This window comes from Providencia alcalifaciens, assembly GCF_020271745.1.
Lineage (GTDB): Bacteria > Pseudomonadota > Gammaproteobacteria > Enterobacterales > Enterobacteriaceae > Providencia > Providencia alcalifaciens_B.
Map to the genome: position 1 here is coordinate 983,813 of NZ_CP084296.1, position 23,676 is coordinate 1,007,488.

At 43.5% G+C, this 23,676-nt stretch carries 22 protein-coding genes; 11 read left to right on the forward strand and 11 right to left on the reverse strand.

Features of this window, described 5'->3' with window-relative positions:
- Positions 1–5: 5 nt before the first annotated feature.
- The 8 genes from LDO51_RS04440 (at position 6) to LDO51_RS04475 (ending at position 5,208) form a co-directional block, all read left to right on the forward strand.
- Complete coding sequence (locus LDO51_RS04440; protein ID WP_225576505.1) at positions 6–506, forward strand: DUF4123 domain-containing protein; 501 nt, start codon at positions 6–8, stop codon at positions 504–506.
- A complete protein-coding gene (locus LDO51_RS04445) occupies positions 496–834 on the forward strand; it encodes a hypothetical protein (RefSeq protein ID WP_225576506.1) in 339 nt (112 codons plus the stop codon). The genes LDO51_RS04440 and LDO51_RS04445 overlap by 11 nt, the downstream gene beginning before the upstream one ends.
- Positions 818–1,594, forward strand: a complete 777-nt coding sequence (locus LDO51_RS04450; RefSeq protein ID WP_225576507.1) for a Tox-REase-5 domain-containing protein — start codon at positions 818–820, stop codon at positions 1,592–1,594. The genes LDO51_RS04445 and LDO51_RS04450 overlap by 17 nt, the downstream gene beginning before the upstream one ends.
- Before the next feature lie 13 nt (positions 1,595–1,607).
- Positions 1,608–2,285 carry an Imm52 family immunity protein gene (locus LDO51_RS04455; RefSeq protein ID WP_225576508.1) on the forward strand — a complete coding sequence of 226 codons (678 nt, stop codon included), beginning with the start codon at positions 1,608–1,610 and terminating at the stop codon, positions 2,283–2,285.
- Between the two features lie 347 nt (positions 2,286–2,632).
- Positions 2,633–2,998: a restriction endonuclease fold toxin 5 domain-containing protein gene (locus tag LDO51_RS04460; RefSeq protein WP_263869897.1), complete on the forward strand. Its 366-nt coding sequence runs from the start codon at positions 2,633–2,635 to the stop codon at positions 2,996–2,998.
- Between the two features lie 7 nt (positions 2,999–3,005).
- Entirely contained in the window at positions 3,006–3,683 is a 678-nt protein-coding gene (locus LDO51_RS04465) for an Imm52 family immunity protein (protein ID WP_225576509.1), read from the forward strand.
- Positions 3,684–3,811: 128 nt separating this feature from the next.
- Positions 3,812–4,489, forward strand: a complete 678-nt coding sequence (locus LDO51_RS04470) for an Imm52 family immunity protein (protein ID WP_225576510.1) — start codon at positions 3,812–3,814, stop codon at positions 4,487–4,489.
- Positions 4,490–4,728: 239 nt separating this feature from the next.
- Positions 4,729–5,208: a hypothetical protein gene (locus LDO51_RS04475; RefSeq protein WP_225576511.1), complete on the forward strand. Its 480-nt coding sequence runs from the start codon at positions 4,729–4,731 to the stop codon at positions 5,206–5,208.
- Between the two features lie 80 nt (positions 5,209–5,288).
- Here LDO51_RS04475 and LDO51_RS04480 read toward each other — a convergent pair whose 3' ends face one another.
- The 3 genes from LDO51_RS04480 to LDO51_RS04490 are packed head-to-tail and all read right to left on the reverse strand — an operon-like array spanning position 5,289 to position 8,574.
- Positions 5,289–6,449, reverse strand: a complete 1,161-nt coding sequence (locus LDO51_RS04480) for an ABC transporter permease (RefSeq protein ID WP_225576512.1) — start codon at positions 6,447–6,449, stop codon at positions 5,289–5,291.
- Positions 6,446–7,591 (reverse strand): ABC transporter permease, encoded by a 1,146-nt coding sequence (locus LDO51_RS04485; protein WP_225576513.1) that lies wholly within the window; start codon positions 7,589–7,591, stop codon positions 6,446–6,448. The genes LDO51_RS04480 and LDO51_RS04485 overlap by 4 nt, the downstream gene beginning before the upstream one ends.
- An 11-nt stretch (positions 7,592–7,602) precedes the next feature.
- Positions 7,603–8,574, reverse strand: coding sequence for an HlyD family secretion protein (locus LDO51_RS04490; protein WP_225576514.1), 972 nt, complete (start codon positions 8,572–8,574; stop codon positions 7,603–7,605).
- A gap of 535 nt (positions 8,575–9,109) precedes the next feature.
- On the opposite strand from LDO51_RS04490, the gene LDO51_RS04495 reads away from it, so the two are divergent.
- The 3 genes from LDO51_RS04495 to LDO51_RS04505 are packed head-to-tail and all read left to right on the forward strand — an operon-like array spanning position 9,110 to position 11,936.
- Positions 9,110–10,792 carry a sensor histidine kinase gene (locus tag LDO51_RS04495; protein ID WP_225576515.1) on the forward strand — a complete coding sequence of 561 codons (1,683 nt, stop codon included), beginning with the start codon at positions 9,110–9,112 and terminating at the stop codon, positions 10,790–10,792.
- 32 nt (positions 10,793–10,824) lie between these two features.
- On the forward strand, positions 10,825–11,541 hold the full coding sequence (gene btsR, locus LDO51_RS04500; RefSeq protein WP_225576516.1) for a two-component system response regulator BtsR: 717 nt from the start codon (positions 10,825–10,827) through the stop codon (positions 11,539–11,541).
- 23 nt (positions 11,542–11,564) lie between these two features.
- Positions 11,565–11,936 carry a YjaA family stress response protein gene (locus LDO51_RS04505; RefSeq protein ID WP_225576517.1) on the forward strand — a complete coding sequence of 124 codons (372 nt, stop codon included), beginning with the start codon at positions 11,565–11,567 and terminating at the stop codon, positions 11,934–11,936.
- 69 nt (positions 11,937–12,005) lie between these two features.
- Here LDO51_RS04505 and LDO51_RS04510 read toward each other — a convergent pair whose 3' ends face one another.
- From LDO51_RS04510 to nusA, 8 genes are all read right to left on the reverse strand, one after another.
- On the reverse strand, positions 12,006–13,982 hold the full coding sequence (locus LDO51_RS04510; RefSeq protein ID WP_154603022.1) for a DEAD/DEAH family ATP-dependent RNA helicase: 1,977 nt from the start codon (positions 13,980–13,982) through the stop codon (positions 12,006–12,008).
- A gap of 169 nt (positions 13,983–14,151) precedes the next feature.
- Positions 14,152–15,069, reverse strand: a complete 918-nt coding sequence (gene nlpI / locus LDO51_RS04515) for a lipoprotein NlpI (protein WP_225576518.1) — start codon at positions 15,067–15,069, stop codon at positions 14,152–14,154.
- 81 nt (positions 15,070–15,150) lie between these two features.
- Positions 15,151–17,271, reverse strand: coding sequence for a polyribonucleotide nucleotidyltransferase (gene pnp / locus LDO51_RS04520; RefSeq protein WP_154637997.1), 2,121 nt, complete (start codon positions 17,269–17,271; stop codon positions 15,151–15,153).
- 297 nt (positions 17,272–17,568) lie between these two features.
- Complete coding sequence (gene rpsO / locus LDO51_RS04525; RefSeq protein WP_006814502.1) at positions 17,569–17,838, reverse strand: 30S ribosomal protein S15; 270 nt, start codon at positions 17,836–17,838, stop codon at positions 17,569–17,571.
- A gap of 114 nt (positions 17,839–17,952) precedes the next feature.
- Complete coding sequence (truB, locus tag LDO51_RS04530; protein ID WP_225576519.1) at positions 17,953–18,906, reverse strand: tRNA pseudouridine(55) synthase TruB; 954 nt, start codon at positions 18,904–18,906, stop codon at positions 17,953–17,955.
- A complete protein-coding gene (gene rbfA, locus LDO51_RS04535) occupies positions 18,906–19,316 on the reverse strand; it encodes a 30S ribosome-binding factor RbfA (protein WP_036949056.1) in 411 nt (136 codons plus the stop codon). The genes truB and rbfA overlap by 1 nt, the downstream gene beginning before the upstream one ends.
- An 85-nt stretch (positions 19,317–19,401) precedes the next feature.
- Positions 19,402–22,140 carry a translation initiation factor IF-2 gene (gene infB / locus LDO51_RS04540; RefSeq protein WP_225576520.1) on the reverse strand — a complete coding sequence of 913 codons (2,739 nt, stop codon included), beginning with the start codon at positions 22,138–22,140 and terminating at the stop codon, positions 19,402–19,404.
- Positions 22,141–22,163: 23 nt separating this feature from the next.
- Complete coding sequence (nusA, locus tag LDO51_RS04545; RefSeq protein WP_154603024.1) at positions 22,164–23,672, reverse strand: transcription termination factor NusA; 1,509 nt, start codon at positions 23,670–23,672, stop codon at positions 22,164–22,166.
- Positions 23,673–23,676 lie beyond the last annotated feature (4 nt).

Consider the following 23,676-nt stretch of genomic DNA (forward strand, 5'->3'; position numbering starts at 1 on the left):
GATCAATGAATAATCAGCATCCTATTTTTAACTATTTTGAGCGTTACCCTGATGCCAATCATTATTGTCTGATTTGCGGACTACAGTATGAACGCCACTTTGATGAAGCGCTTCAAAATAATTATGGAACAGCAAGCCCACTGTTTAAGCAACCTTCAGATACAGAAATAGCATGGGCTGGACCGTGGTTAATTGATGTGACTCATCGGCATGACTTGCTGGCAGATTTAATGCAATTAGAGTCTAAATCTCCTGCATTATCTTGGCTAGTCAGTGACGTATCGCTGGATAAGTTAGCGTCTCACTTCTCTAACCTTCTTAATGTGAGTTTACCTGATAACAAAACGGCCTTATTTCGGTTTTATGATCCCCGCGTGACGCACAATATGCCCCAAATTCTCACTCTTGAACAATTTAATGAGATAACGATGCCTCTTATTGCATGGTATTACCGCTTTGAAGGGCAATTTTATGCATTACAAGGAGGGCGATTAAATGCAGTTTAGCGAAGAACAATTAACCAAAATTCAAAACATCGAACAAAGTGATTATGTCGCCCAAGTTATTGCTGACTTTTATCAACATCACCCTGATAAATTACAAGTGGTTGAAACATTAAATAGTCGTCTGCAATCTGCTTTTCGGTATTTGTTATCCCTAGGGTTTACCAAAGAGCCTTTAATTCGTTCTTTTTTGTTCTATGAAGCGTGCTCCCCTTACTTTTATTTGAAGCCTGAAATTAGAGATATGCTTGAGGAAAACGGTCGAAATCCAGAGCAGCAATACCAAGATTTTTTACGGATCGCCATGAAATTGATTGAATGGAGAACTTAATATGCCAGTTCCTTTAATTATTGCAGGGGCGGGATTAATGACACTGGGTGGACTCGCCGCAGTGACCCATGAAGCCTCAAAAATCGGCTTTCCCTCGTCATCAGGTAGTGGAGATGATGAGTGGGGAAATACTAGTTATGAAGATAAAATTCGGGAATATGAAAGCATTGCGATCGGTGGCGAATTTGATGATGAAGAAAAGAAACGAGGTAATAATCAAGGTGCAGCGGTAGGTGCTACAGCCGGGGCATCTGTTGGTGTTGCTGCCATTGAAGCCAGTAAAGGCTGTCAGGACTGCCCGGCTATCCCTTATATTGTTCCTCATCAAAATGATATTACCAATACACGCACGCCCAATGCTTATGCGTATCAGGCAAGAATTTGTAATACACAAATCAGAACTGTCGATACCCCCGCAGGGCAAATGCGATACATTGATGAATGGAAGTGCACAATTCCCGTGCCAACCAGAACCCTAAACCCGTTAGTGGAATTTGATGGCTGGAAGCCTGATGAATGTAACTTTATTGAAACCAAAGATAATTATGAGTTTTTCTTTAATAGTAAAGGTGAGCCTAATTGGTTCATGAATGAGCATAGTAAAATACTTAAGCAAGCCGGAGAACAAAACTGGTTGTGTTACAGTCAATTTAAAAAGAGGTCATTTATTGATTGGCATTTTTCACATAAGAAAATGTATGATCTTTGCGAAGAATTATTAGAGCAATTTTCACAAGTTAGAACACATTATTCACCATAGTTTTGAGGTAGTTATGGATTTATCAATTAAAGTAGATATCGAATTACGTGAAGAAATATCAATCCCTTTGTTGATTAATATTTTTGAAAAAATGATATTAACATGTGAGAGTATTACTAATGAAAAGGAAAGCTCATGGTACTTAACTGCTGACACTCTTGAAGAAGCATTACAAAAGAAAGCATTTAACCTATACACGCCGACTGATTTATTAAAAAACATGCCTTATTTTGATTGGATGGAATCAATATGGGCTAATGAAAACAAGGCATTAGATATAAAATATACAAGTTCAGGATTAATATATAATCTGGAATTTAAACTACGTGATATCAACCCGCCTAGTCAACCTAAACTAATTGAATCACTAAAAAAATATTTTTTAACCTATAAAATAGTCTGTATAAGAATTGATACTAATAAATATAGATATAATAAAAGAAATGTTTTTCCAGACAGACTTCCCGTTGGCTGGATGCTTTATTTAAATAAAAAAATAACGCAACAACAGGTTCCCATGGCAGCTCAGCTTATCCATATTGATAATGAAAAAAATCACGGAACATTAATTATCAGTACCGACCATGTTTTTGATGGTGAAAATAAAGAGGATATTAAAAAAGCCAATGAAATCGAAATCCAGCTCACTGGGCTGGGCTTATTACCGTTGATTCGTGAGATATATAGCTAAGTAAATTTTAATTATCCAAGTTAGCAGTTTCGGATAATTACCTTCCCTCCTCATTCAGTATTGATGAAGAATGAGGAGATAACACAAGTTACGGTAATAAAATTCAGGAATATGAAAGTATTGCGATCGGTGGCGAATTTGATGATGAAGAAAAGAAACGAGGTAATAATCAAGGTGCAGCGGTAGGTGCTACAGCCGGGGCATCTGTTGGTGTTGCTGCCATTGAAGCCAGTAAAGGCTGTCAGGACTGCCCGGCTATCCCTTATATTGTTCCTCATCAAAATGATATTACCAATACACGCACGCCCAATGCTTATGCATATCAGGCTAGAATTTGTAATACTCAAATCAGAACTGTTGATACCCCCGCAGGGCAAATGCGATACATTGATGAATGGAAGTGCACAATTCCCGTGCCAACCAGAACCCTAAACCCGTTAGTGGAATTTGATGGCTGGAAGCCGGATGAATGCAACTTTATTGAAAATAAAGATAATTATGACTTTCTTTTTGATAGTAAAGGAAAACTAAAACCATTTGCAAAAGATGGAGGCGGCATTTTTAAGCAAGCAAATGATCAAAATTGGCTATGTAAATTTGCTTTTAAGCAAAAGTCATATATAGACTGGCATTTTTCTCAAAGAAACATGTATGAATTTAGTAAGGAACTACTAAAAATATTATCGCAAGTACGTACACATTACTCACCTTAGGAAAATTATGGATATTTCAATAAAGATAGATATTGAATTAAATGACCAATTATCATTACAAACGCTAATGAGTATACTCAGCGAGATGATTGCATTTACTGATCTCATCACTAATAACAAAGAGCTAGTTTGGTATTTTTGTGGTGACAGCCTTGAGGAGGCTTTGAATCAACCGGCATTTAAAGATAATTATCCAACTTTATTTTTTGAAGAACGACAATATATTGATATTATTGAAGGCATATGGAGTGGTGAAAATAAAGCCCTTGTTATAAAGGGAAAAATTTCAAGTTTAAAATACAATCTGGATTTTGATTTACGTGAAATTCAAAGTATAGCTATAGATAAGATAAAGGATATTTTATATTCATACCTTAATAAATTTGACATATTCTGCATTCGAGTAGATATAAATGACTATGAATATAAAAGCAGAAATGTTTTCCCAGATAGACTTCCCGTTGGCTGGATGCTTTATTTAAATAAAAAAATAACGCCAGAACAGATTCCCATGGCGGCTCAACTTATTCATATTGATAATGACAAAAATCACGGAACATTAATTATCAGTACCGACCATGTTTTTGATGGTGAAAATAAAGAGGATATTAAAAAAGCCAATGAAATCGAAATCCAGCTCACTGGGCTGGGCTTATTACCGTTGATTCGGGAAATATATAGTTAGGTTGTTACGAGGCATCTAGGGTACGATAACGTAGCAATCAACTCAATTATCGTGCTCTAGACGCTAAACTCTATTCCTACATCTATTTATTAAAATCATGGTTAAAATTACTTACTCTAGGATTACTAATGGATTTATCAATTAAAGTAGATATCGAATTACGTGAAGAAATATCAATCCCTTTGTTGATTAATATTTTTGAAAAAATGATATTAACATGTGAGCGTATTACTAATGAAAAAGAAATCTCATGGTATTTAACTGGCGATACTCTAGAAGAAGCATTACAGAAAAAAGCCTTTAGCCAGTATACTCCGACAAATTTATTAAAAGATATTCCTTTCTTTGATTGGATGGAATCAATATGGGCTAATGAAAATAAAGCATTAGATATAAAGTATACTAGTTCAGGACTAAAATATAGCCTAGAGTTTAAACTACGCAATTTAAATATATTAAACAAGATAACTATAATTGAAGCATTAAGCTATTACATTAGAAATTATAAAATAATTTGTATTCAAATTGATGTTAATGGCTATTGGTATAATGATAAAAATGTTTTCCCAGACAGACTTCCCGTTGGCTGGATGCTTTATTTAAATAAAAAAATAATGCTAGAACAGATTCCTATGGCAGCTCAGCTTATCCATATTGATAATGACAAAAATCACGGAACATTAATTATCAGTACCGACCATGTTTTTGATGGTGAAAATAAAGAGGATATTAAAAAAGCCAATGAAATCGAAATTCAGCTCGCTGGGTTGGGGTTACTGCCATTAATACGAGAGATATATAGTTAACTTTTTAAGCGGTATTGACCCTAGAGGCGTGATGGGCTTTTGCTATTTATGAGAGGCTCTCTAGCGAGCCTTTTCATTCCATGGTCAATCACCAACAAAAACCTGCGCAATTCTTCATCAATAACCGGCCTATACCCAGAATATCCCCCAAACAGATACGGAGTTATCTCCTTTGAATTTGGTTGTCCTACGGTAGATTAGATAAGCAACCAAACTCACAGACTAATAAGGAAATACCCGTGATAAAACGTACCCTGCTCGTCATGACACTTTTTTTAGCGGGATGCTCAACATCCCTTGAGTACACCAAAGCTGATCTCGAAAAAAACCAAGAAGTGGGTTACTCCGATTCTGGGTACTATCGCGTGGTCTTTAAAGGGAAAAAAATTCTTTCCGTACCTGAAAATGCCCATATAGTGGCAGGCACTGAAGATAATGTGGTTGGAAAACTGAACCAAGATGGCAAAACAGGTGAGTTTGTGATTGCGGGGCTTGCCGCCAAAAGCAATGGTAACATTAGTTCCCAAGTGGGTGGTCACGATTATAATTTGAATTTCCTATTAACCGATGAAAATGATTTACCACTTTCATCAGTCAATTACATCATTATCAATGACTGTAATGGGGAAGCTTATTCGGGTAAAACCAATGCTAACGGACGCACATTTTCTGTTTCAACGCCCAAAGAGTGCAACTTAAGTCTCAGCGTTGTAGAGTAAAATGTAGTGGAATAAAATATTGTGGCGTAATTTTTTGAAATGAGAGGTTGGAAACCAACCTCTCTGGACATTATTTATGGCTATTTATGAAAATGCTTGCGCCAGCGATGCACTGCATGACTAATCTGGCGTAACTCGCCATCTCGTAACATGCCAATAAATACACCGATAAACGAATAAATCACCCCAAGCACCAGCATCATCACAATATCCATTAAGATATCTCGAAATGGCAGCCCCATTTGGTTGATCCCCGCCATCGCATTAGTCGCCCATGTGGATGGCAACGCAGAGGCTATCATTCGTACCCAGTCTGGCATGGCTTGTAGTGGCCAAATCGTACCGGACATATAGAACACCGGCGTGGTGATAAACGCCAATGTCAGGTAGATCATTTCCACACTACGCAAACATTCCGTGACCAGCTTCCCTAACCCAATAACCGCAAGTAAGAATGGGAAGGTCAGCATCCAAATCTGGTACAGAGGCGCTTCTTGTCGATAACCCAAAACCCATGGCCATAAGGCAAAAAACACGGTCGAAAGAAATAACCAAATAGGCACCAACGCCGACAGCGCCCCCAGGTAAACTGCTAATGGGGGTTTACCTTTCGGTGTGGAACGAATGGCAATACTGACCCGTACGCACGCAATTAATAAGGAGTGCTGCAATAACATAACCAACAAACCTGGGAAGATAATCGCTGCAAAGCTAATGCCGGGGTTATACAGCGGCTCGGTTTCACTGCGAACAGGGGCAATAATCACTTTCGCTTGTTCAGGGCTAAAGCCTGCTTTTTCCAGTAGCTGGGTGTTATAAGCACTCAATAACGTTTGGTACGCTTTCGATAACTCTTGCTGGATCTGCCCGCTGGCTAAGCGGTTTGTGGCATCCCCATAAACCGGTACCGTGATATTTTTGCCACTAAGCAGATGCTTTTCAAAATCCGTTGGGATGATCACGATAGCAAATAGCTGCCTCGCAATCATATCCTGCCGCGCTTGAGCTAAATTATCGTAACTGTGTAGCTGAACTTTGGGCGTGGCGTCTAAATCACGGATCAATTCACGACTTGCACCTGAGTGATCCATATCGATAACCGCCACAGGCAGATCCCACAATACGGGACGCGCGTATACCAAACTCATAATACAAAGAGAAACTAGCAATAGCAGCCACATGGGTTTCTCTAGCATACCCAGCAGTACCTTTTTAAACGTCGCAAAATAGACCGTTATCATACGATACTTCCTTGGGTTTCTAGCCGTTTCACTAAGCGTTTACGGATCAAAAATGCCGTCAGTAACGGATAAATCAGCAAGAATAAACATACTTGTACAACCCGCCCAAATGAGATTTCCCGTAAGAAAATATCAAACATGGCATTTAAGGTGTGAGTGAGCGGCTCCACGTTCGAAATAATTCGTGCAGGCAAAATCATCGAGAGTTCCGGTACTGCCATGCCAGAAAATGCCAAGGCAATACTCACCAGCATCCCGATTAAGCTGTAAGCCATTATCGCGCTGGACGTGAAGCTAAAGAGTAGTAGCCCGATACTTTGCGCCGCTATCACATAAAAGAAGCCCACCAGCATCATATACAGAGGGTTCCCTACCACTTTTGCGTCGAAGATAGTGACCAGCGCCGCCAGTTCCACAATCAGTAACGTCGTGAAAAATAATGTATAAGGCGCCATTTTACCTAGCAGTGCCATTGAGAATGGCTTCACACTTTGGAGAATAGTGCCGCGAGACATGGTGTAGATAGTGGCCGTGACCACAAACAGTTGCAGCATGTGAATGGTCGCCGCAAATTGTTGGTAATAAATATAGCTACCACTTGGGTTAAAGAGGCTATCGTAAGAGAGCGTGACTTGCGCTAATGCTGGTAGAGATTGCCCCATCGATTTCGCCATTTCTTGGCGGTATTTGGCGTTAAGTTCTGCAACTAAGCCGCTAAAATCTTGAATAGCATAACTACCGGATGCGTAAAATAGCGCATTGTAGTACATGCGTAATTCAGGCTGGCGCCCTCGCAATATATCCTCTTCAAAATTGTTGGGGATATAGAGCAAGGCATAATCTTTGGCGCTTCCCAGTTGCTTGATGGATGTCACTAAGTTGCCATCAATCGCTTTCACTTCCGCATGGGGACCCGCATCAAGATCGCGGATAATTTGTCTTGAAATCGGGCTGTTGTTGTTATCTACCACCGAAACTGGCACATCCATCAGCGTTCCCTCTGAGAAGTTAGCGCTGACTAACGTAAACAGCATCAAAGGGAATAACCAACTCAGCCAGTGAAAGACTGGGCTGCGGATCGCCATTTGGGTTTCGCGGCTAAAGGCATGTTCAAAACCATGCCAAGCGAATTTGAGTTTCATGGCGTCCCCTGTTATTTATCCCAGTGCCACAAGACGCTCATCCCCGGTCGTAATCCTTCAATCGGCTGTTGTGGATACAAGCGAACTTCAAAGGTTTTTAGATCGAAATCCCCTGTCGCACGGGTAGCTCGTTTAGTCGCATAATCCCCTTTCGGTGCAATATAGCGAACTTCGGCTTCCACGGTTTTATCCCCTAAGGCAGGCACCGTCAGCTCAATTTTGTCCCCTTTTTTCACCCCCACTAAAATGTCTTCACGTAGGTTATAAACAAAATAGGCTTGAGGAAGGCTGATCAATGAGATTAATGGGCTACCTGCATTGAGCAGTTCACCGATTTCTGCAGGGATTGGGCCAACTTCACCATCCACAGGGGCTTTCACTTGCAAGTCATCCAGTTGAACTTGGAGTTCAGCAAGTTTTTGCTCTGCTTGGTTCACTGCAGCTTCATATTGTTGACGCTGTTCGATGCGATCGCCGTTTTGACCTTCTTCCAAACGCGCCTTAGCACTTTGGAGTTGCTGGAACGCAACATCTTTCGCTTTACGCGCAGTATCTAGCTCATTCGCGGAGACATACCCTTTACCTGAAAGATTATTTAAACGGGTAAACTCATGAGAGGCATTTTGGTATTGAGAATTTGCTTGAGCTACCGCAGCTTGCAGGTCACGCAATGTCTCTTCACGAGTTCCATTTAAGGATTGGTCGAGTTGGGCTTGAGCTTGGTCCTTAGCCGCTTTTAATGCTGCGTATTGGGCTTGTAACTCCGGGCTTTCTAAAGTGATCAGTAACTGCCCTTTTTTCACATCATCCCCGCGTTCTACATGGCGTTCAATGACTCTGCCTTTGGCTTTTGAAGTCACGATGACTTCCGGTGCGTCCACTTCCCCTTGCAATAATAAAAATTGATTGTGGGAATGAAAAAGCGCCGCAGCAGCAATTAAGATCAGCATAAGCAAGATCAGTATGATGGTTCTTTTTTTCATTATGTATGTGGGCCTTGAATAATAACGGAGGAAACTACTTTTTTATTATGACAATAAACAGAACACCAACGTTAAGAAATTTGTGCGCAAAATCACGCTTTAGCGGTCTTTTTTAGTCTGAGGGGCTTTGGCGCTTATGTCAAATAATGATGTTTTGCTAATTATTAAATGACGATTACTTAACCAGCCCAATAAGATACAATATCTCCCCAAAGAATATGGCTAAACCCACTGAGTGCAGTCAACATCCCCATAATGTGAAATATAGAATGTGAAATATAATGAGCCATGCTCTAAATAGTTCACATTATGGGTAGGCGACAAGAGAAGATATCTTGGGGAGCATACAAAAGTATGTGACCCAAGTAGCTGGGCGTAGTCAACACCCCCATAATGTGAAATATAATGAGCCATGCTCTAAATAGTTCACATTATGGGTAGGCGACAAGAGAAGATATCTTGGGGAGCATACAAAAGTATGTGACCCAAGTAGCTGAGCGTAGTCAACACCCCCATAATGTGAAATATGACGAGCATGTACGAATTTGATCTGATTTTATTACTACTACAACAAATGTGCGTCTACCTTGTTATCGCTTGGGCACTTAGCCGCACTCCACTGGTCACTCCACTTCTTAAGGTTACCATTCGCTTACCTCATAAAGTGATGTGCTACCTTATTTTCTCAGTATTTTGCATCATCGGTACTTATTTTGGTTTACATATCAATGATTCCATAGCTAACACTCGTGCTATTGGTGCTGTACTTGGCGGATTGTTAGGCGGCCCTGCGGTGGGTTTTGCTGTTGGGTTTACAGGTGGACTCCACCGGTACTCTTTGGGTGGAATGAGCGCTTTCGCTTGTATGATATCTACCATTGTCGAAGGCTTAATTGGTGGGCTGGTACATCGTTACTATATGAAACGTGGGGAAATTAATAAAATTTTTAACCCTGTTACCGCCAGCTGCGTCACCTTTTTCGCTGAAATCATCCAGATGCTGATTATTTTACTCATCGCCCGCCCATTCGATGAAGCCTATGAATTAGTGAAAAATATTGCCGCGCCGATGATCATTGCCAATACCATCGGGGCTGCCATGTTTATTCGCATCTTGCTGGATAGACGCGCCATCGTCGAGAAATACACCACGGCATTCTCCGCTCAAGCCTTGAAAATCGCTCTATGTACTGAAGGTATTTTGCGTAAAGGCTTCAATGCGGATAACAGCATGAAAGTGGCAAAAATTATTTACCAAGAGTTAGATATTGGTGCGGTGGCCATTACGGATAGAGAAAAAATTCTCGCCTTTATCGGGCTAGGCTCCGATCACCACATTCCTGGGACGCCTATTTCATCAATTCAGTCACGGCAAGCCATCGATAATAATGAGGTAGTGTATGCCGATGGTAACGAAACTCCGTATAAATGCTCATTAAGCCCTACATGTAAACTTGGCTCAACCCTCGTGATCCCGCTGCGGGGGGAAAATCAACGGGTCATTGGAACCATCAAATTATACCAAGCCAAAAATAGCCTGTTTAGCTCCATCAACCGTACCCTAGGTGAAGGAATTGCCAGCTTGTTCTCCGCCCAAATTTTGGCGGGGCAATATGAGCGTAATAAACAATCTTTACTGCAATCAGAAGTCAAACTGCTTCACGCGCAAGTGAACCCGCATTTTCTCTTTAATGTGCTCAATACATTGCAGGCAGTGATACGTAAAGATAGCCAGCAAGCAGGACAGCTCGTGCAGTATATCTCTACCTTCTTTCGTAATAATTTAAAACGTCCAGAACAAAATGCGACATTAGGGGAAGAAATCGAGCATATCAATTCATACCTGCAAATTGAAAAGGCGCGATTCCAAGAGAATTTGCAGATCCACTTAGATATCCCCGATGAAGTTAAACAGGTGGAATTACCCGCGTTCACACTGCAACCGATTGTCGAAAATGCAATAAAACACGGCACTTCACAGTTATTAAATACCGGATACATTACAATACGTAGCTATATTCGCTGTGAACATGTCTATATTGAAATCGAAGATAATGCCGGTTTATACCAGCCAAGTGGGCACTCTGACGGCTTAGGGATGGGCTTAGTCGATAAACGCTTGCGCCTGAAATACGGTGAGAAGTATGGAATCGGCGTGGAGTATGAACCTGAAAAATTCACCCGCGTGAAAATTCGCTTACCCTACGTGTCCACTTAATCACATTGCACATAATAAATGATAATAACGCTATGAATGTATTGATCGTTGATGATGAACCCCTAGCACGTGAAAACGTGCGCTGCTTACTTGAGGAGCATGACGATATCGAGATTATTGGCGAGTGTGCCAATGCCATTGAAGCCATCGGTTTGATCCACAAAAAAAAGCCTGATGTGGTGTTTTTAGATATTCAAATGCCCCGAGTAACGGGATTAGAAATGGTACGAATGCTCGATCCTGAAGAGCGTCCACACATTGTTTTTCTGACGGCATTTAATGAATTTGCTATCCAAGCTTTCGAAGAACATGCTTTCGACTATCTACTTAAACCCCTAGAACCTGAAAGATTGGCAAAGACTTTAGTCCGTTTACGCCAAAATAAACAGAAACAGGATCTCGAACTTCTCGATAACAACGAACCGCTCAAGTTTATTCCTTGTACCGGACACAGCCGCATTTATTTGATGAAATTAGATGATGTGCAATATGTCACTTCACGCATGAGCGGCGTGTATGTGATGAGTACTCAGGGACAAGAAGGCTTTACCGAATTAACCTTACGGACATTAGAAATGCGCACGTCATTAGTGCGTTGCCATCGTCAATATTTAGTGAATATGACCCAGCTCAGCGAGATTTTATTTGGGGATAATGGACAAGCCGAATTGGTGCTCTGCTCAGGTGAGCATATTCCCGTTAGCCGCCGCTATTTAAAACCGTTGAAAGAAGCGCTAGGGCTAATTTAACGAGTGATTCAGGAGAAAAGGTTATGGCTGATTTTTACCTGCAAATTCGGACTAATTCAATGACATTGAAAAACCTTGAAACTCACGAGGAATACAGTGCTACGGGTGAATTTTCAACCCAGAGAATGGTTGTCGGGGATTTTTTTAAAGCCGAGTTTGTACTGTATCAGTTGGTCTGTGATATGGGTCTAAAAGTCCGTCGCCCTTTTGCATCGAAACACCGTATTTTGATTCAAGCCCTCGAAATTATTGAAGGAGGCGTGAATATGGTGGAAGAGCGCCTATTTACCGAAATTGTTTATGGGGCATTTAATCAGCGCGTGAAAAAAGTGGTGGTGAGCCGAGCATCACTGCCTATGCCTCAGCGAGAAGCGAAAGCCTTATTAACTGCATAAAAAAACCCGCATTTTAATGCGGGTTTTTTGTATTTATCTCAGCCACATTAACGTGGCTGGATAGCGCTATTATGCGTTGTGGCTGCTGCTACGACGACGTGGCGCTGCATTGTTGCCATCTTGGCGTGGTGCAGAATTACCACGGTCACGGTTGCCGCCATCGCGATTTCCACCACGACGGTTGCCGCTGAATCCTTCGCGATCACCACCGCTACGACGACCATCACGATCGCCACCACGGTCATTACGACGACCCGCACCGAAACCACCTTCACTGCCGCCTTCACGACGTGGACCACCACGACGCTCGCCACCGCCACGACGCTCAAATGGTTGAGCATCACCGATCAGTTGCATTTGCATTGGTTTGTTCAGTACACGCGCACGGCTTAAGTGAGTTAACACTTCGCTTGGCATACCTTTTGGTAACTCGATAGTTGAGTGAGTACCAAACAGTTTGATGTTACCAATGTAGCGGCTGCTGATGTCTGCTTCGTTCGCAATCGCACCAACGATATGACGAACTTCAACACCGTCATCACGACCCACTTCAATACGGTACATTTCCATATCGCCAACATCACGACGCTCACGACGAGCACCACGATCGCCGCGCTCTGCACGGTCAAAACCGTTGCCGTTGCTGTTGCGGTCGTTACGATCACGACGGTCGCCACGGCGATCATCACGGTCGTTGAATTCACGACGTGGACGACGCGGTGCATCTGGTGGCAGGATCAGAGCGCGTTCACCTTGAGCCATTTTCAGTAATGCCGCTGCTAAGGTTTCCATATCTACATCTTCAGATGGAGACATTTTCGCTAACAGTGAACGGTACTGATCTAAGTCGCTGCTTTCTAATTGCTGTTGGATTTGTTCAGCAAATTTCGCCTGACGACGCTGGCTTAATACGTCAGCATCTGGCAATTCCACTTCAGGAATAGTCAGTTTCATTGTACGTTCAACGTTGCGCAGTAAACGACGCTCACGGTTCTCAACGAACAGTAATGCGCGACCCGCACGACCCGCACGACCAGTACGACCGATACGGTGAACGTAAGATTCTGCATCCATTGGGATGTCGTAGTTAACCACTAAGCTGATACGCTCAACATCCAGACCACGTGCTGCAACGTCAGTTGCGATCAGGATATCTAAACGACCATCTTTTAAGCGCTCTAATGTTTGCTCACGCAGTGCTTGGTTCATGTCACCGTTCAGTGCTGCACTGTTGTAGCCATTACGCTCAAGGGCTTCTGCAACTTCTAAGGTTGCATTTTTGGTACGAACGAAAATAATCGCCGCATCGAAATCTTCAGCTTCTAAGAAACGCACCAGCGCTTCATTTTTACGCATGCCGTAAACAGTCCAGTAGCTTTGAGCGATATCTGGACGCGTAGTAATGCTCGACTGAATACGGATCTCTTTAGGATCTTTCATAAAGCGACGAGTAATACGACGGATTGGTTCTGGCATTGTTGCCGAGAACAGCGCAGTTTGGTGCTCTGCCGGAATCTGGCTCATGATGTTTTCAACATCATCGATGAAGCCCATACGCAGCATTTCATCCGCTTCGTCTAATACTAAGCCTTTCAATTTAGAAAGATCTAAAGTACCGCGTTTCAGGTGGTCTAACAGACGACCTGGAGTACCAACAACCACTTGTGGCCCTTGGCGTAGTGCACGAAGTTGAACGTCATAACGTTGACCGCCATATAAGGCAACCACGTTGACACGGTTCATGTGTTTAGAGAAATCGCTCAATGCTTCAGCAACTTGCACCGCTAACTCACGTGTCGGTGCCAGTACTAAAATTTGTGGCGCTTTTAAATCTGGATCGATGTTATGCAGTAATGGCAAACCAAATGCAGCAGTTTTACCACTACCCGTTTGTGCCATACCTAATACATCATTGCCATCCAATAACAATGGAATACATTGCTGCTGGATTGGAGATGGTTTTTCGTATCCCAGGTCGCTTAGTGCGTTCAAAATAGATGCTGATAAACCTAGATCAGCAAAAGACATATCGGTCTCAGTCGTCATGTAAAGGTGCCTCATACTTAGTGGCGGCCAGTTTACATAACGGAGCGAAAATCATTTCGGTCATTATCATTTAAAATGTGAACTGGCTCAAATTGTGTTATTAAACGAACAAATAAACCCTCACCCGGGTGGATGATGGCTTAAAAATAAACAGAGAAATGTTCGTCAGCTATTGCTGGCCCGATTCTAATAGGTCGTCTTGTTCTTGGCCTAACAGCGCCAATTCCAACAATGCGTAGCGGTGCTCAACAAAGCTGTGTGCGTTGTTAGCTACCGTCAGTTTGAATAACGCAGCTGCGCTACCCTTATCCCCCAGACTTAGGTAATGCTTACCTAAATAGAAGTTAGTTTCACTGAGATGCTCAGCGAGCGAAGTGTTATCCGTAGATGTCTCTTTCAAACGCTCCATCAATGTCGTTTCATTGATATTGCCAAGATAGAATTCTACGATATTCCAGCCCCATTGCCCTTTCTCCGCTTGGTTGTAGCGGGCAGCAAGATTGTCTTGTGCCATACGCGGATCCATGTCTTTTTCTACGAGAAAAAGCCACAGAGTACGAAAAGGATCATTTGGATCTATCTGATAATACGCCAGCAGATCATCCTGCGCTAATTTGTATCGTCCACCGTAATATAATGCGATGCCACGATTCATTCGCGCGAAATTGTAAGTTGGATCAAGCTCTAAAACAGAATCAAACGCTTCATAGGCGGCATCATAGTTGCCAGCCTGCGTAAAATATATTCCTAAAAAGTTAAAGATTTCAGGAATATCCGGACGGATTGACAACGCAGTTGAAAAATCATTACGTGCCAGCGCCCTTAAACCGAGACTATCATACAGTACTCCGCGCTCATATAAAAGCTGCGCGTACTCATCATCGGTCAAAGATCGGCTCGCAAGGATTTGTTCCATACGAGCCAAAATGACTTCTTGTTGTAATGAAGGCTGCAATGGAACCGCAAAAACCTCGTTTTTACGCCAATCTTTATTACTACATCCAATAATAATAAAAAAGATAAACGCAGATAGCACACGAACTAAGATGCGGCTATCGAGAAAACGAAAGTTAATACAGTTCTGCATACTACGCCCTTACATTACCACTAGTCAGCAAATTTAGGCTGATAGCGCCTAAGTTTATCAGGCGCTACACTTTCGGTCAGCTTATTCTGCTGATTCCTGCTGTGCTGGAGCTTCTTCGCCAGCAACAGCTTCTTTCATGCTCAGGCGAATACGGCCTTGACGGTCGATTTCTAACACCTTAACAGGAACTTCTTGACCCATTTGCAGGTAGTCAGTCACTTTCTCTACACGCTTGTCAGCGATTTGAGAAATGTGAACCAGACCTTCTTTACCGCCACCGATAGCAACGAATGCACCGAAGTCAACGATACGAGTTACTTTACCAGGGTAGATACGACCCACTTCAACTTCTGCCGTGATATCTTCGATGCGACGAATTGCTTCTTTCGCTTTCAGGCCATCAGTTGCTGCGATCTTCACAGTGCCGTCATCTTCGATTTCGATAGTTGTGCCTGTTTCTTCCGTTAATGCGCGGATAACAGAACCACCTTTACCGATGACATCTTTGATTTTGTCTGGGTTGATACGGATGGTGTAAATACGCGGAGCGAACTCGGAGATCTCTTCACGTGGACCATTGATAGCTTGTTCCATTGTGCCAAGGATGTGCAGACGCGCACCTTTAGCTTGGTTCAGAGCTACTTGCATGATTTCACGAGTGATACCTTCGATTTTAATATCCATTTGCAGTGCGCTGATACCGTCACGGCTACCCGCTACTTTAAAGTCCATATCACCTAAGTGGTCTTCGTCACCTAAGATGTCAGACAGGACAACGAAATCGTCACCTTCTTTCACCAGACCCATCGCGATACCCGCAACAGCAGCTTTAATTGGCACACCAGCATCCATCAGAGCCAGAGACGCACCACATACAGATGCCATTGAAGAAGAACCGTTAGATTCTGTGATTTCAGAAACAACACGTACTGTGTACGGGAATTCTGCTTGTGAAGGCATTACTGCCAGCACACCACGTTTCGCTAAGCGACCGTGACCAATTTCACGACGTTTAGGTGAACCAACCATACCAGTCTCACCAACAGAGTATGGAGGGAAGTTGTAGTGGAATAAGAAGCGGTCAGTGTATTCGCCCATTAATTGGTCGATAACCTGTGCATCACGCTCTGTACCTAATGTTGCAGTAACCAGCGCTTGAGTTTCACCACGGGTGAACAGTGCAGAACCGTGAGTACGTGGCAGAACACCAGTACGAACGTCCAGCGCACGAACCATGTCTTTCTCACGACCATCGATACGTGGCTCACCACGGATAACGCGGCTACGAACAACTTGTTTTTCTAAGTGAGCAAGAATGTCTGACACTTCAGAAACATCGACGTTTTCATCTTCAGCAACCAGAGTTGCAATCACTTCGTCTTTGATCAGGTCAACTTGAGCATAACGCTCTTGTTTTTCAGTGATACGGTAAGCATCGCCCATACGGCTTTCAGCCAGTGCAGCAACGCGATCGTTCAGAGCTTGGTTAACTGGCTCTGGCTGCCAATCCCATTTCTCTTTGCCCGCTTCTTTGACTAATTCATTGATGTTCTGGATAACAACTTGTTGTTGATCGTGACCGAACACAACTGCACCCAGCATTTGCTCTTCGCTTAACAGTTCAGCTTCTGACTCAACCATTAATACTGCGCTGTCAGTACCTGCAACTACTAAATCCAGACGGCTTGATTTTAATTCATCAGCAGTTGGGTTCAGAACATATTGGTCATTGATAAAACCAACACGTGCAGCACCGATAGGACCATTGAATGGAACACCAGATAGTGCCAGTGCAGCAGATGCACCGATCATCGCAACGATATCTGGGTTAACTTGTGGGTTAACAGAAACAACGGTAGCAATGATTTGGATTTCGTTCAGGAAGCCTTCTGGGAACAGAGGACGTAATGGACGGTCAATCAGACGTGCAACTAAGGTTTCGCCTTCACCAGGACGGCCTTCACGACGGAAGAAACTACCTGGGATACGACCTGCAGCGTAAGTACGCTCTTGGTAGTTAACCGTTAAAGGGAAGAAATCTTGCCCTTCTTTCACTTTTTTCTGTGCCACAGCAGTCACGAATACTGCAGTGTCATCCATGTTTACCATCACCGCCGCCGTTGCTTGGCGTGCGATCATGCCTGTTTCTAATGTTACTGTATGCTGGCCATACTGGAACTTACGAACAATAGGATTTAACAAAATATTACCCTTTTTGTAAGGCTACGAGAGATTCTCAAGTAGCATGGTTTATTTTCTGACTACAGCCTCGCGACTAATGAGAGGATTGATATTCCAATCATCAATTCTCTCATTAGCCGCGCGAATTCGGATGTAGTTTTAAGTGGTTTTAATTAAAACAGTCAATTATCGATAATAGCTTAACATTTTAGTTAAGTATAATTCGAGTATTACTTCAACTTTCAATTAACTTTTACTTTCAATTAACTTTTAGAAGAAAAGGGGCCATTTGGCCCCTTTCCTCTGAAACTGACAAGATTAACGACGCAGACCCAGACGCTCGATCAGCGCTGTGTAACGTGCGATATCTTTACCTTTCAGGTAAGCTTGTAAACGACGACGCTGAGCAACCATACGCAGCAGACCACGACGGCTGTGGTGATCTTTCTTGTGCTCGGAGAAGTGACCTTGCAGGTGATTGATTTGAGCTGTCAGCAGAGCGATTTGAACTTCGCTTGAACCCGTGTCATTTTCACCGCGGCCGAATTCAGCAACGATCTTCGCTTTCGCTTCAGTACTTAGAGACATAATAAACTCCAAAATAATATAAATTTAAGTGATGAGAGCCAATCTCTAATTTAGCATCTCAAGATTTAGCGCCGCCATTCTACGCTGCTTAAGGCAGCAAAGCAATAAGCGCCATTATGCGGACGGTTCATTTTCAACGACCAAACGCTTCGGTGCAATACGTCCATCTTCACTAATCAAAGCAATACCGATAAACCGCTGCTCTGAACCACAAGTGACACGGATCATATCGCCTTCCACTCGGTCTTTTACATCACCACGTACAGGTTGACCCTGTTTAAAATACGCGGCTGTTTCCTCAGTAATATTCACTGCAGGAAAATGAACCACTGCGGTATCCATTGGCAATAATAGCGAATCGAGCAACGATTCAAAAGAACCTTCTCCCGCGTCTACTTTTGCCCGTAAAGCAGCTAATTGTTCCAACGTGACCATGCGATCGTAAGGATAATTTGCCACTTGTACACGACGCAGATAAGTTACGTGTGCGCCACATCCTAACATTTCACCCAAATCATCAATGATAGTTCGGATATAGGTGCCTTTAGAACAGTGAATTTCCAGTTCTAATTCGTTGTTATCCCAACGAATAAACTGAAGTTCATACACTGTAATTGGGCGGGCTTCACGCTCTACCGTAATACCTTTACGTGCGTATTCATACAATGGGCGCCCTTGGTGTTTCAGCGCTGAATACATGGAAGGCACTTGTAGGGTATCACCACGAAAATGTTCGAGGGCTTCTTCAAGTTGCTGTGCCGTAAAAGTGATATCACGTTCGCTGATGATTTCGCCATGAGAATCGGAAGTGTCCGTTCGTTGTCCAAGGCGTGCAATCACTCGATAACGCTTATCTGAGTCGAGTAAAAACTGTGAAAATTTCGTCGCTTCACCAAGACAAACAGGCAACATACCAGTCGCTAATGGATCCAGTGCCCCTGTATGCCCGGCTTTATTTGCGTTGAAAAAGCGCCGCACTTTTTGCAGCGCATCGTTTGAGGAAATATCGGTGGGCTTATCTAACAGCACAACGCCGTCAATATTGCGCCCGCTACGACGACGCCCCATTATTTTTCCTCTTTACTATCTGTACCTGCACGACGCTCTTCGTCATTACGAATCACGTTCGATACTAAGTTAGACATACGCATACCATCAACTAATGAGTTGTCATATTCAAACGTTAACTCAGGAATAATGCGTAAACGCATTGCTTTCCCCAGTAATGAACGAATGAAACCTGACGCTTCATTTAATGCTTTAATGCCGTCTGCAACCATCTCTTCTTCACTTTTTTCATTCGCAAAGTTGAAGAAAGTGACGAAGACTTTACCGTATGCCAGATCCCGTGACAGCTCTACGCCAGAAACGGTTGCCATGCCAATACGGGGATCTTTGATTTCGCGCTGCAAGATAATCGCAATTTCTTTTTGCATTTCTTGGGCTACGCGCTGAGAACGACTGAATTCTTTTGCCATCGTTAATCTCCTGACAATAAAGGGGGCAATAGCCCCCTCATTAATACTATTTTGTCACCACGATACTTCGTGGGTACTCACAAAATTAACCGTCGATTGAACGTTTAACTTCGATAACTTCAAAGACTTCGATCATATCGCCGACACGGACATCGTTGTAGTTCTTAACACCGATACCACATTCCATACCGTTACGAACTTCGCTAACGTCATCTTTAAAGCGACGCAGTGATTCCAGCTCACCTTCGTAGATAACCACGTTATCACGCAGAACGCGGATTGGGTTATTACGCTTGATGGTACCTTCAGTAACCATACAACCAGCAACTGCACCGAATTTCGGTGATTTGAACACGTCACGGACTTCTGCAAGACCCATGATTTGCTGTTTGTATTCAGGTGCCAGCATACCGCTCATCGCTTGTTTGATTTCATCAATCAGGCTATAGATGACGGAGTAGTAGCGTAAATCAACGCTTTCGCTTTCAACTACGCGACGAGCAGATGCATCGGCACGGACGTTAAAGCCAAGAATGATCGCATTAGAAGCTGCAGCCAGAGTTGCATCAGTTTCAGTGATACCACCCACGCCAGAACCGATGATTTTGATTTTAACTTCATCAGTTGACAGTTTCATCAGAGAGTCAGTGATAGCTTCACAGGTACCTTGAACGTCAGTTTTCAGTACGATATTCAGTTCAGAAACTTTACCTTCTTCCATGTTAGCAAACATGTTTTCCAGTTTAGATTTCTGTTGGCGAGCTAATTTCACATCACGGAATTTACCTTGACGATACAGGGCAACTTCACGCGCTTTTTTCTCATCACGAACAACTGTCGCTTCATCACCCGCTGAAGGAACACTGGACAGACCCAGGATCTCAACTGGCATTGAAGGGCCGGCAGACAGAACTTCTTTACCTAATTCGTTGCGCATTGCACGAATACGGCCATATTCAAATCCACACAGTACGATGTCGCCTTTGTTCAATGTACCTTCTTGAACTAAGATAGTTGCCACTGGGCCACGACCTTTGTCTAGGTAAGATTCAACAACCACACCGCTTGCCATGCCTGCATATACCGCTTTCAGTTCTAAAACTTCCGCTTGCAGCAAGATAGCATCTAACAGTTCATCGATACCGGTACCCACTTTCGCAGATACACCGATAAACTGAGTGTCACCGCCCCATTCTTCAGAAATAACGCCATACTGAGACAGCTCATTTCTGACGCGATCTGGGTCAGCTTCTGGTTTATCCATTTTGTTAACCGCAACAACAATTGGCACGCCGGCAGCTTTCGCATGCTGGATAGCTTCGATTGTTTGTGGCATAACACCATCATCCGCAGCAACAACCAGAACAACGATATCCGTTGCCTGAGCACCACGAGCACGCATTGATGTAAACGCGGCGTGACCTGGGGTGTCTAAGAAGGTGATCATACCTTTGTCAGTTTGAACGTGGTATGCACCGATGTGCTGAGTAATACCACCTGCTTCGCCTGATGCTACTTTCGTTGAACGAATGTAGTCCAGTAAAGAGGTTTTACCGTGGTCAACGTGACCCATGATGGTAACAACTGGCGCGCGAGCTTCTTTAACTGCTGAGCCAGTGTCACGGTCGTTCATTACCGATTCTTCTAACTCATTCTCACGACGCAGAATAACTTTGTGGCCCATTTCTTCTGCAACTAATTGTGCAGTTTCTTGGTCAATCACTTGGTTGATGGTTGCCATTGCGCCCATTTTCATCATCGTTTTGATGACTTGGGAGCCTTTAACCGCCATCTTGTTAGCTAATTCGCCAACAGTGATAGTTTCGCCGATAACAACGTCACGGTTTACCGCTGCAACTGGTTTGGTGAAGCTTTGTTGTAAAGAGCTGCCTTTACGTTGCTTACCTTTAGTTCGGCCTGAGCGACCTGCAGCACGTTCTTCTTCGCGATCCGCTTTTTCAGAAAGTTTGTTGCCTTTCTTTTGGCGAGGTGCTTTAGCAGAACGGTTACGAGAACGACGACCTTCTTCTTTCTCATCACTTTCATCTTCCGCCGCACGTGCGTGGGTCGATGTTGTTGTGTGATAGTCGCTGTCATCTTCAGATTTACTATCTGAGTTCCAGTCTTCGCCTTTTTCTTCAGCCATTTTACGGGCTTCTTCAGCAACACGGCGCGCATCAGCTTCAACTTTACGTTGAGTTTCTTCTTCCGCTTTGCGTTTCAGTTCAGCAGCTTCGGCTTCAAGGCGCTGTTTGTCAGCGTTACTTTCAGTTGCCGCTTTGCTTGGTTTTTGATTTTCGCTTTGTTTCACTTTTTCTCTTTCCGCTACTTCGCGCGTAGCTTTATCAGCTGCTTCACGTTTTGCTTTCTCTTCGGCTTCACGTTTTGCGTTAGCTTCCGCGTCACGTTTTGCAGCGTCTTCTGCTGCGCGTTTCGCTTCTGCTTCACGTTTTGCCAGTTCCTCAGCTTCGCGCTGTGCTTGCTCTTCCGCTTCACGCTGCGCCTGCTCTTCCGCTTGCGCTTCTTCAGCGTCGCGGTTCACATAAGTGCGTTTTTTGCGGACTTCAACATTTACCGATTTGCTTTTGCCACCGGTGACTGGAACACTCAGCGTACTACGAGTTTTACGCTGCAATGTTAACTTACTTGGCTGCCCCGCTGCTCCGCCTTGTTCACGGTTTAAGTGGTTCAGTAAAGTTTCTTTCTCAGTCTGGCTAACAGAGTCATTCGCACCTTTCGTGATCCCTGCTTCAGCAAATTGCTGTACCAGGCGATCAACTGTGGTTTGAATTTCCGTTGCCAGTGATTTTACAGTTTCTGTCATGCCGTTCCTTCCTGCTACAGTGTTTACGCATCGTTTCCGAACCAGCAAATATTACGTGCTGCCATAATGAGTTCGCCTGCTTTCTCATTATTCAGACCTTCGATATCAATCAGGTCGTCGATGCCCTGCTCAGCAAGATCTTCCAGTGTACAGATACCGTGAGTAGCCAAATTATAGGCCAGAGTACGATCCATACCATCAAGATTCAACAAATCTTCTGCTGGCTGATTATCACCCAAGCTCTCTTTTTGAGCTAGTTCAATTGTGGTGAGGGCAGCTTTTGCTCTTTCACGTAGAACTTCAACGGTTTCTTCATCAAGACCGTCAATTTCCAGAAGTTCTTTAATAGGCACGTAAGCCAGTTCTTCTAATGTAGAGAAGCCTTCTTCAACAAGTGTTGTAGCAAACTCTTCATCAATATCTAGATGCTTAGTGAATGTTTCAATAGAAGCGTGTGCTTCTGCCTGATGTTTTGCATTCAGCTCTTCCGCAGTCATGACATTCAGTTCCCACTTGTCATCACCACGATGGATTTTCAGTAACTGAGCCGCTAAGCGAACGTTTTGTCCATTACGTCCAATTGCTTGTGCTAAGTTGCTGCTTTCAACGGCAACATCCATCGTACAGTTGTCTTCATCAACCACGATAGATGCCACATCAGCCGGAGCCATAGCATTAATAACGAATTGCGCTGGGTTATCATCCCATAACACAATGTCGATTCTCTCGCCGCCTAACTCACTAGAGACAGCTTGAACACGAGCACCGCGCATACCAACACAAGCACCAACTGGGTCGATACGTTTGTCGTTAGTTTTTACTGCGATTTTTGCACGAGAACCTGGATCGCGAGCTGCTGCTTTGATCTCGATGATCTCTTCGCCAATTTCTGGTACTTCGATGCGGAATAATTCAACCAGCATCTCTGGACGAGAACGAGTAACAAAAAGCTGTGCGCCGCGCGCTTCAGGACGAACATCATACAGTACGCCGCGAATACGGTCACCTGGACGGAAGTTTTCGCGTGGTAGCATATCTTCGCGCAGGATCACAGCTTCTGCGTTATTACCTAAATCTAAGGTAATGTTTTCACGGTTAACTTTTTTAACCTGAGCAGTGATGATTTCACCTTGTTGCTCACGGAATTGGTCAACCACCATCGCACGCTCAGCTTCACGTACTTTTTGTACGATAACTTGCTTCGCGGTTTGCGTGGTAATACGGTCAAATACAACAGATTCGATTTGGTCTTCGACGTATTCGCCTAACTGCAATTCAGGATCTTCGAATTGTGCAGCTTCCAGTGTAATTTCACGGGTTGGCATGGTGACTTCGTCAACAATCACCCAACGACGGAAAGTATCAAAATCACCGGATTTACGGTCGATTTCTACGCGAACATCAATCTCTTGCTCATATTTCTTTTTAGTTGCTGTCGCCAGCGCAGTTTCCAGAGCCTCGAAGATTTTTTCACGAGGGAGGGATTTTTCGTTAGAAACCGCTTCAACAACAGCCAGAATTTCTTTGTTCATCCTA

What these genes read in the sequence shown, in the direction of transcription:
- LDO51_RS04440 (WP_225576505.1), top strand. Translation starts at nt 6, where the DNA reads ATGAATAATCAGCATCCTATTTTTAACTATTTTGAGCGTTACCCTGAT.
- LDO51_RS04445 (WP_225576506.1), top strand. Translation starts at nt 496, where the DNA reads ATGCAGTTTAGCGAAGAACAATTAACCAAAATTCAAAACATCGAACAA.
- LDO51_RS04455 (WP_225576508.1), top strand. Translation starts at nt 1,608, where the DNA reads ATGGATTTATCAATTAAAGTAGATATCGAATTACGTGAAGAAATATCA.
- LDO51_RS04465 (WP_225576509.1), top strand. Translation starts at nt 3,006, where the DNA reads ATGGATATTTCAATAAAGATAGATATTGAATTAAATGACCAATTATCA.
- LDO51_RS04470 (WP_225576510.1), top strand. Translation starts at nt 3,812, where the DNA reads ATGGATTTATCAATTAAAGTAGATATCGAATTACGTGAAGAAATATCA.
- LDO51_RS04480 (WP_225576512.1), bottom strand. Translation starts at nt 6,449, where the DNA reads ATGATAACGGTCTATTTTGCGACGTTTAAAAAGGTACTGCTGGGTATG.
- LDO51_RS04485 (WP_225576513.1), bottom strand. Translation starts at nt 7,591, where the DNA reads ATGAAACTCAAATTCGCTTGGCATGGTTTTGAACATGCCTTTAGCCGC.
- LDO51_RS04490 (WP_225576514.1), bottom strand. Translation starts at nt 8,574, where the DNA reads ATGAAAAAAAGAACCATCATACTGATCTTGCTTATGCTGATCTTAATT.
- LDO51_RS04495 (WP_225576515.1), top strand. Translation starts at nt 9,110, where the DNA reads ATGTACGAATTTGATCTGATTTTATTACTACTACAACAAATGTGCGTC.
- btsR (WP_225576516.1), top strand. Translation starts at nt 10,825, where the DNA reads ATGAATGTATTGATCGTTGATGATGAACCCCTAGCACGTGAAAACGTG.
- LDO51_RS04505 (WP_225576517.1), top strand. Translation starts at nt 11,565, where the DNA reads ATGGCTGATTTTTACCTGCAAATTCGGACTAATTCAATGACATTGAAA.
- LDO51_RS04510 (WP_154603022.1), bottom strand. Translation starts at nt 13,982, where the DNA reads ATGACGACTGAGACCGATATGTCTTTTGCTGATCTAGGTTTATCAGCA.
- nlpI (WP_225576518.1), bottom strand. Translation starts at nt 15,069, where the DNA reads ATGCAGAACTGTATTAACTTTCGTTTTCTCGATAGCCGCATCTTAGTT.
- rpsO (WP_006814502.1), bottom strand. Translation starts at nt 17,838, where the DNA reads ATGTCTCTAAGTACTGAAGCGAAAGCGAAGATCGTTGCTGAATTCGGC.
- truB (WP_225576519.1), bottom strand. Translation starts at nt 18,906, where the DNA reads ATGGGGCGTCGTCGTAGCGGGCGCAATATTGACGGCGTTGTGCTGTTA.
- rbfA (WP_036949056.1), bottom strand. Translation starts at nt 19,316, where the DNA reads ATGGCAAAAGAATTCAGTCGTTCTCAGCGCGTAGCCCAAGAAATGCAA.
- infB (WP_225576520.1), bottom strand. Translation starts at nt 22,140, where the DNA reads ATGACAGAAACTGTAAAATCACTGGCAACGGAAATTCAAACCACAGTT.
- nusA (WP_154603024.1), bottom strand. Translation starts at nt 23,672, where the DNA reads ATGAACAAAGAAATTCTGGCTGTTGTTGAAGCGGTTTCTAACGAAAAA.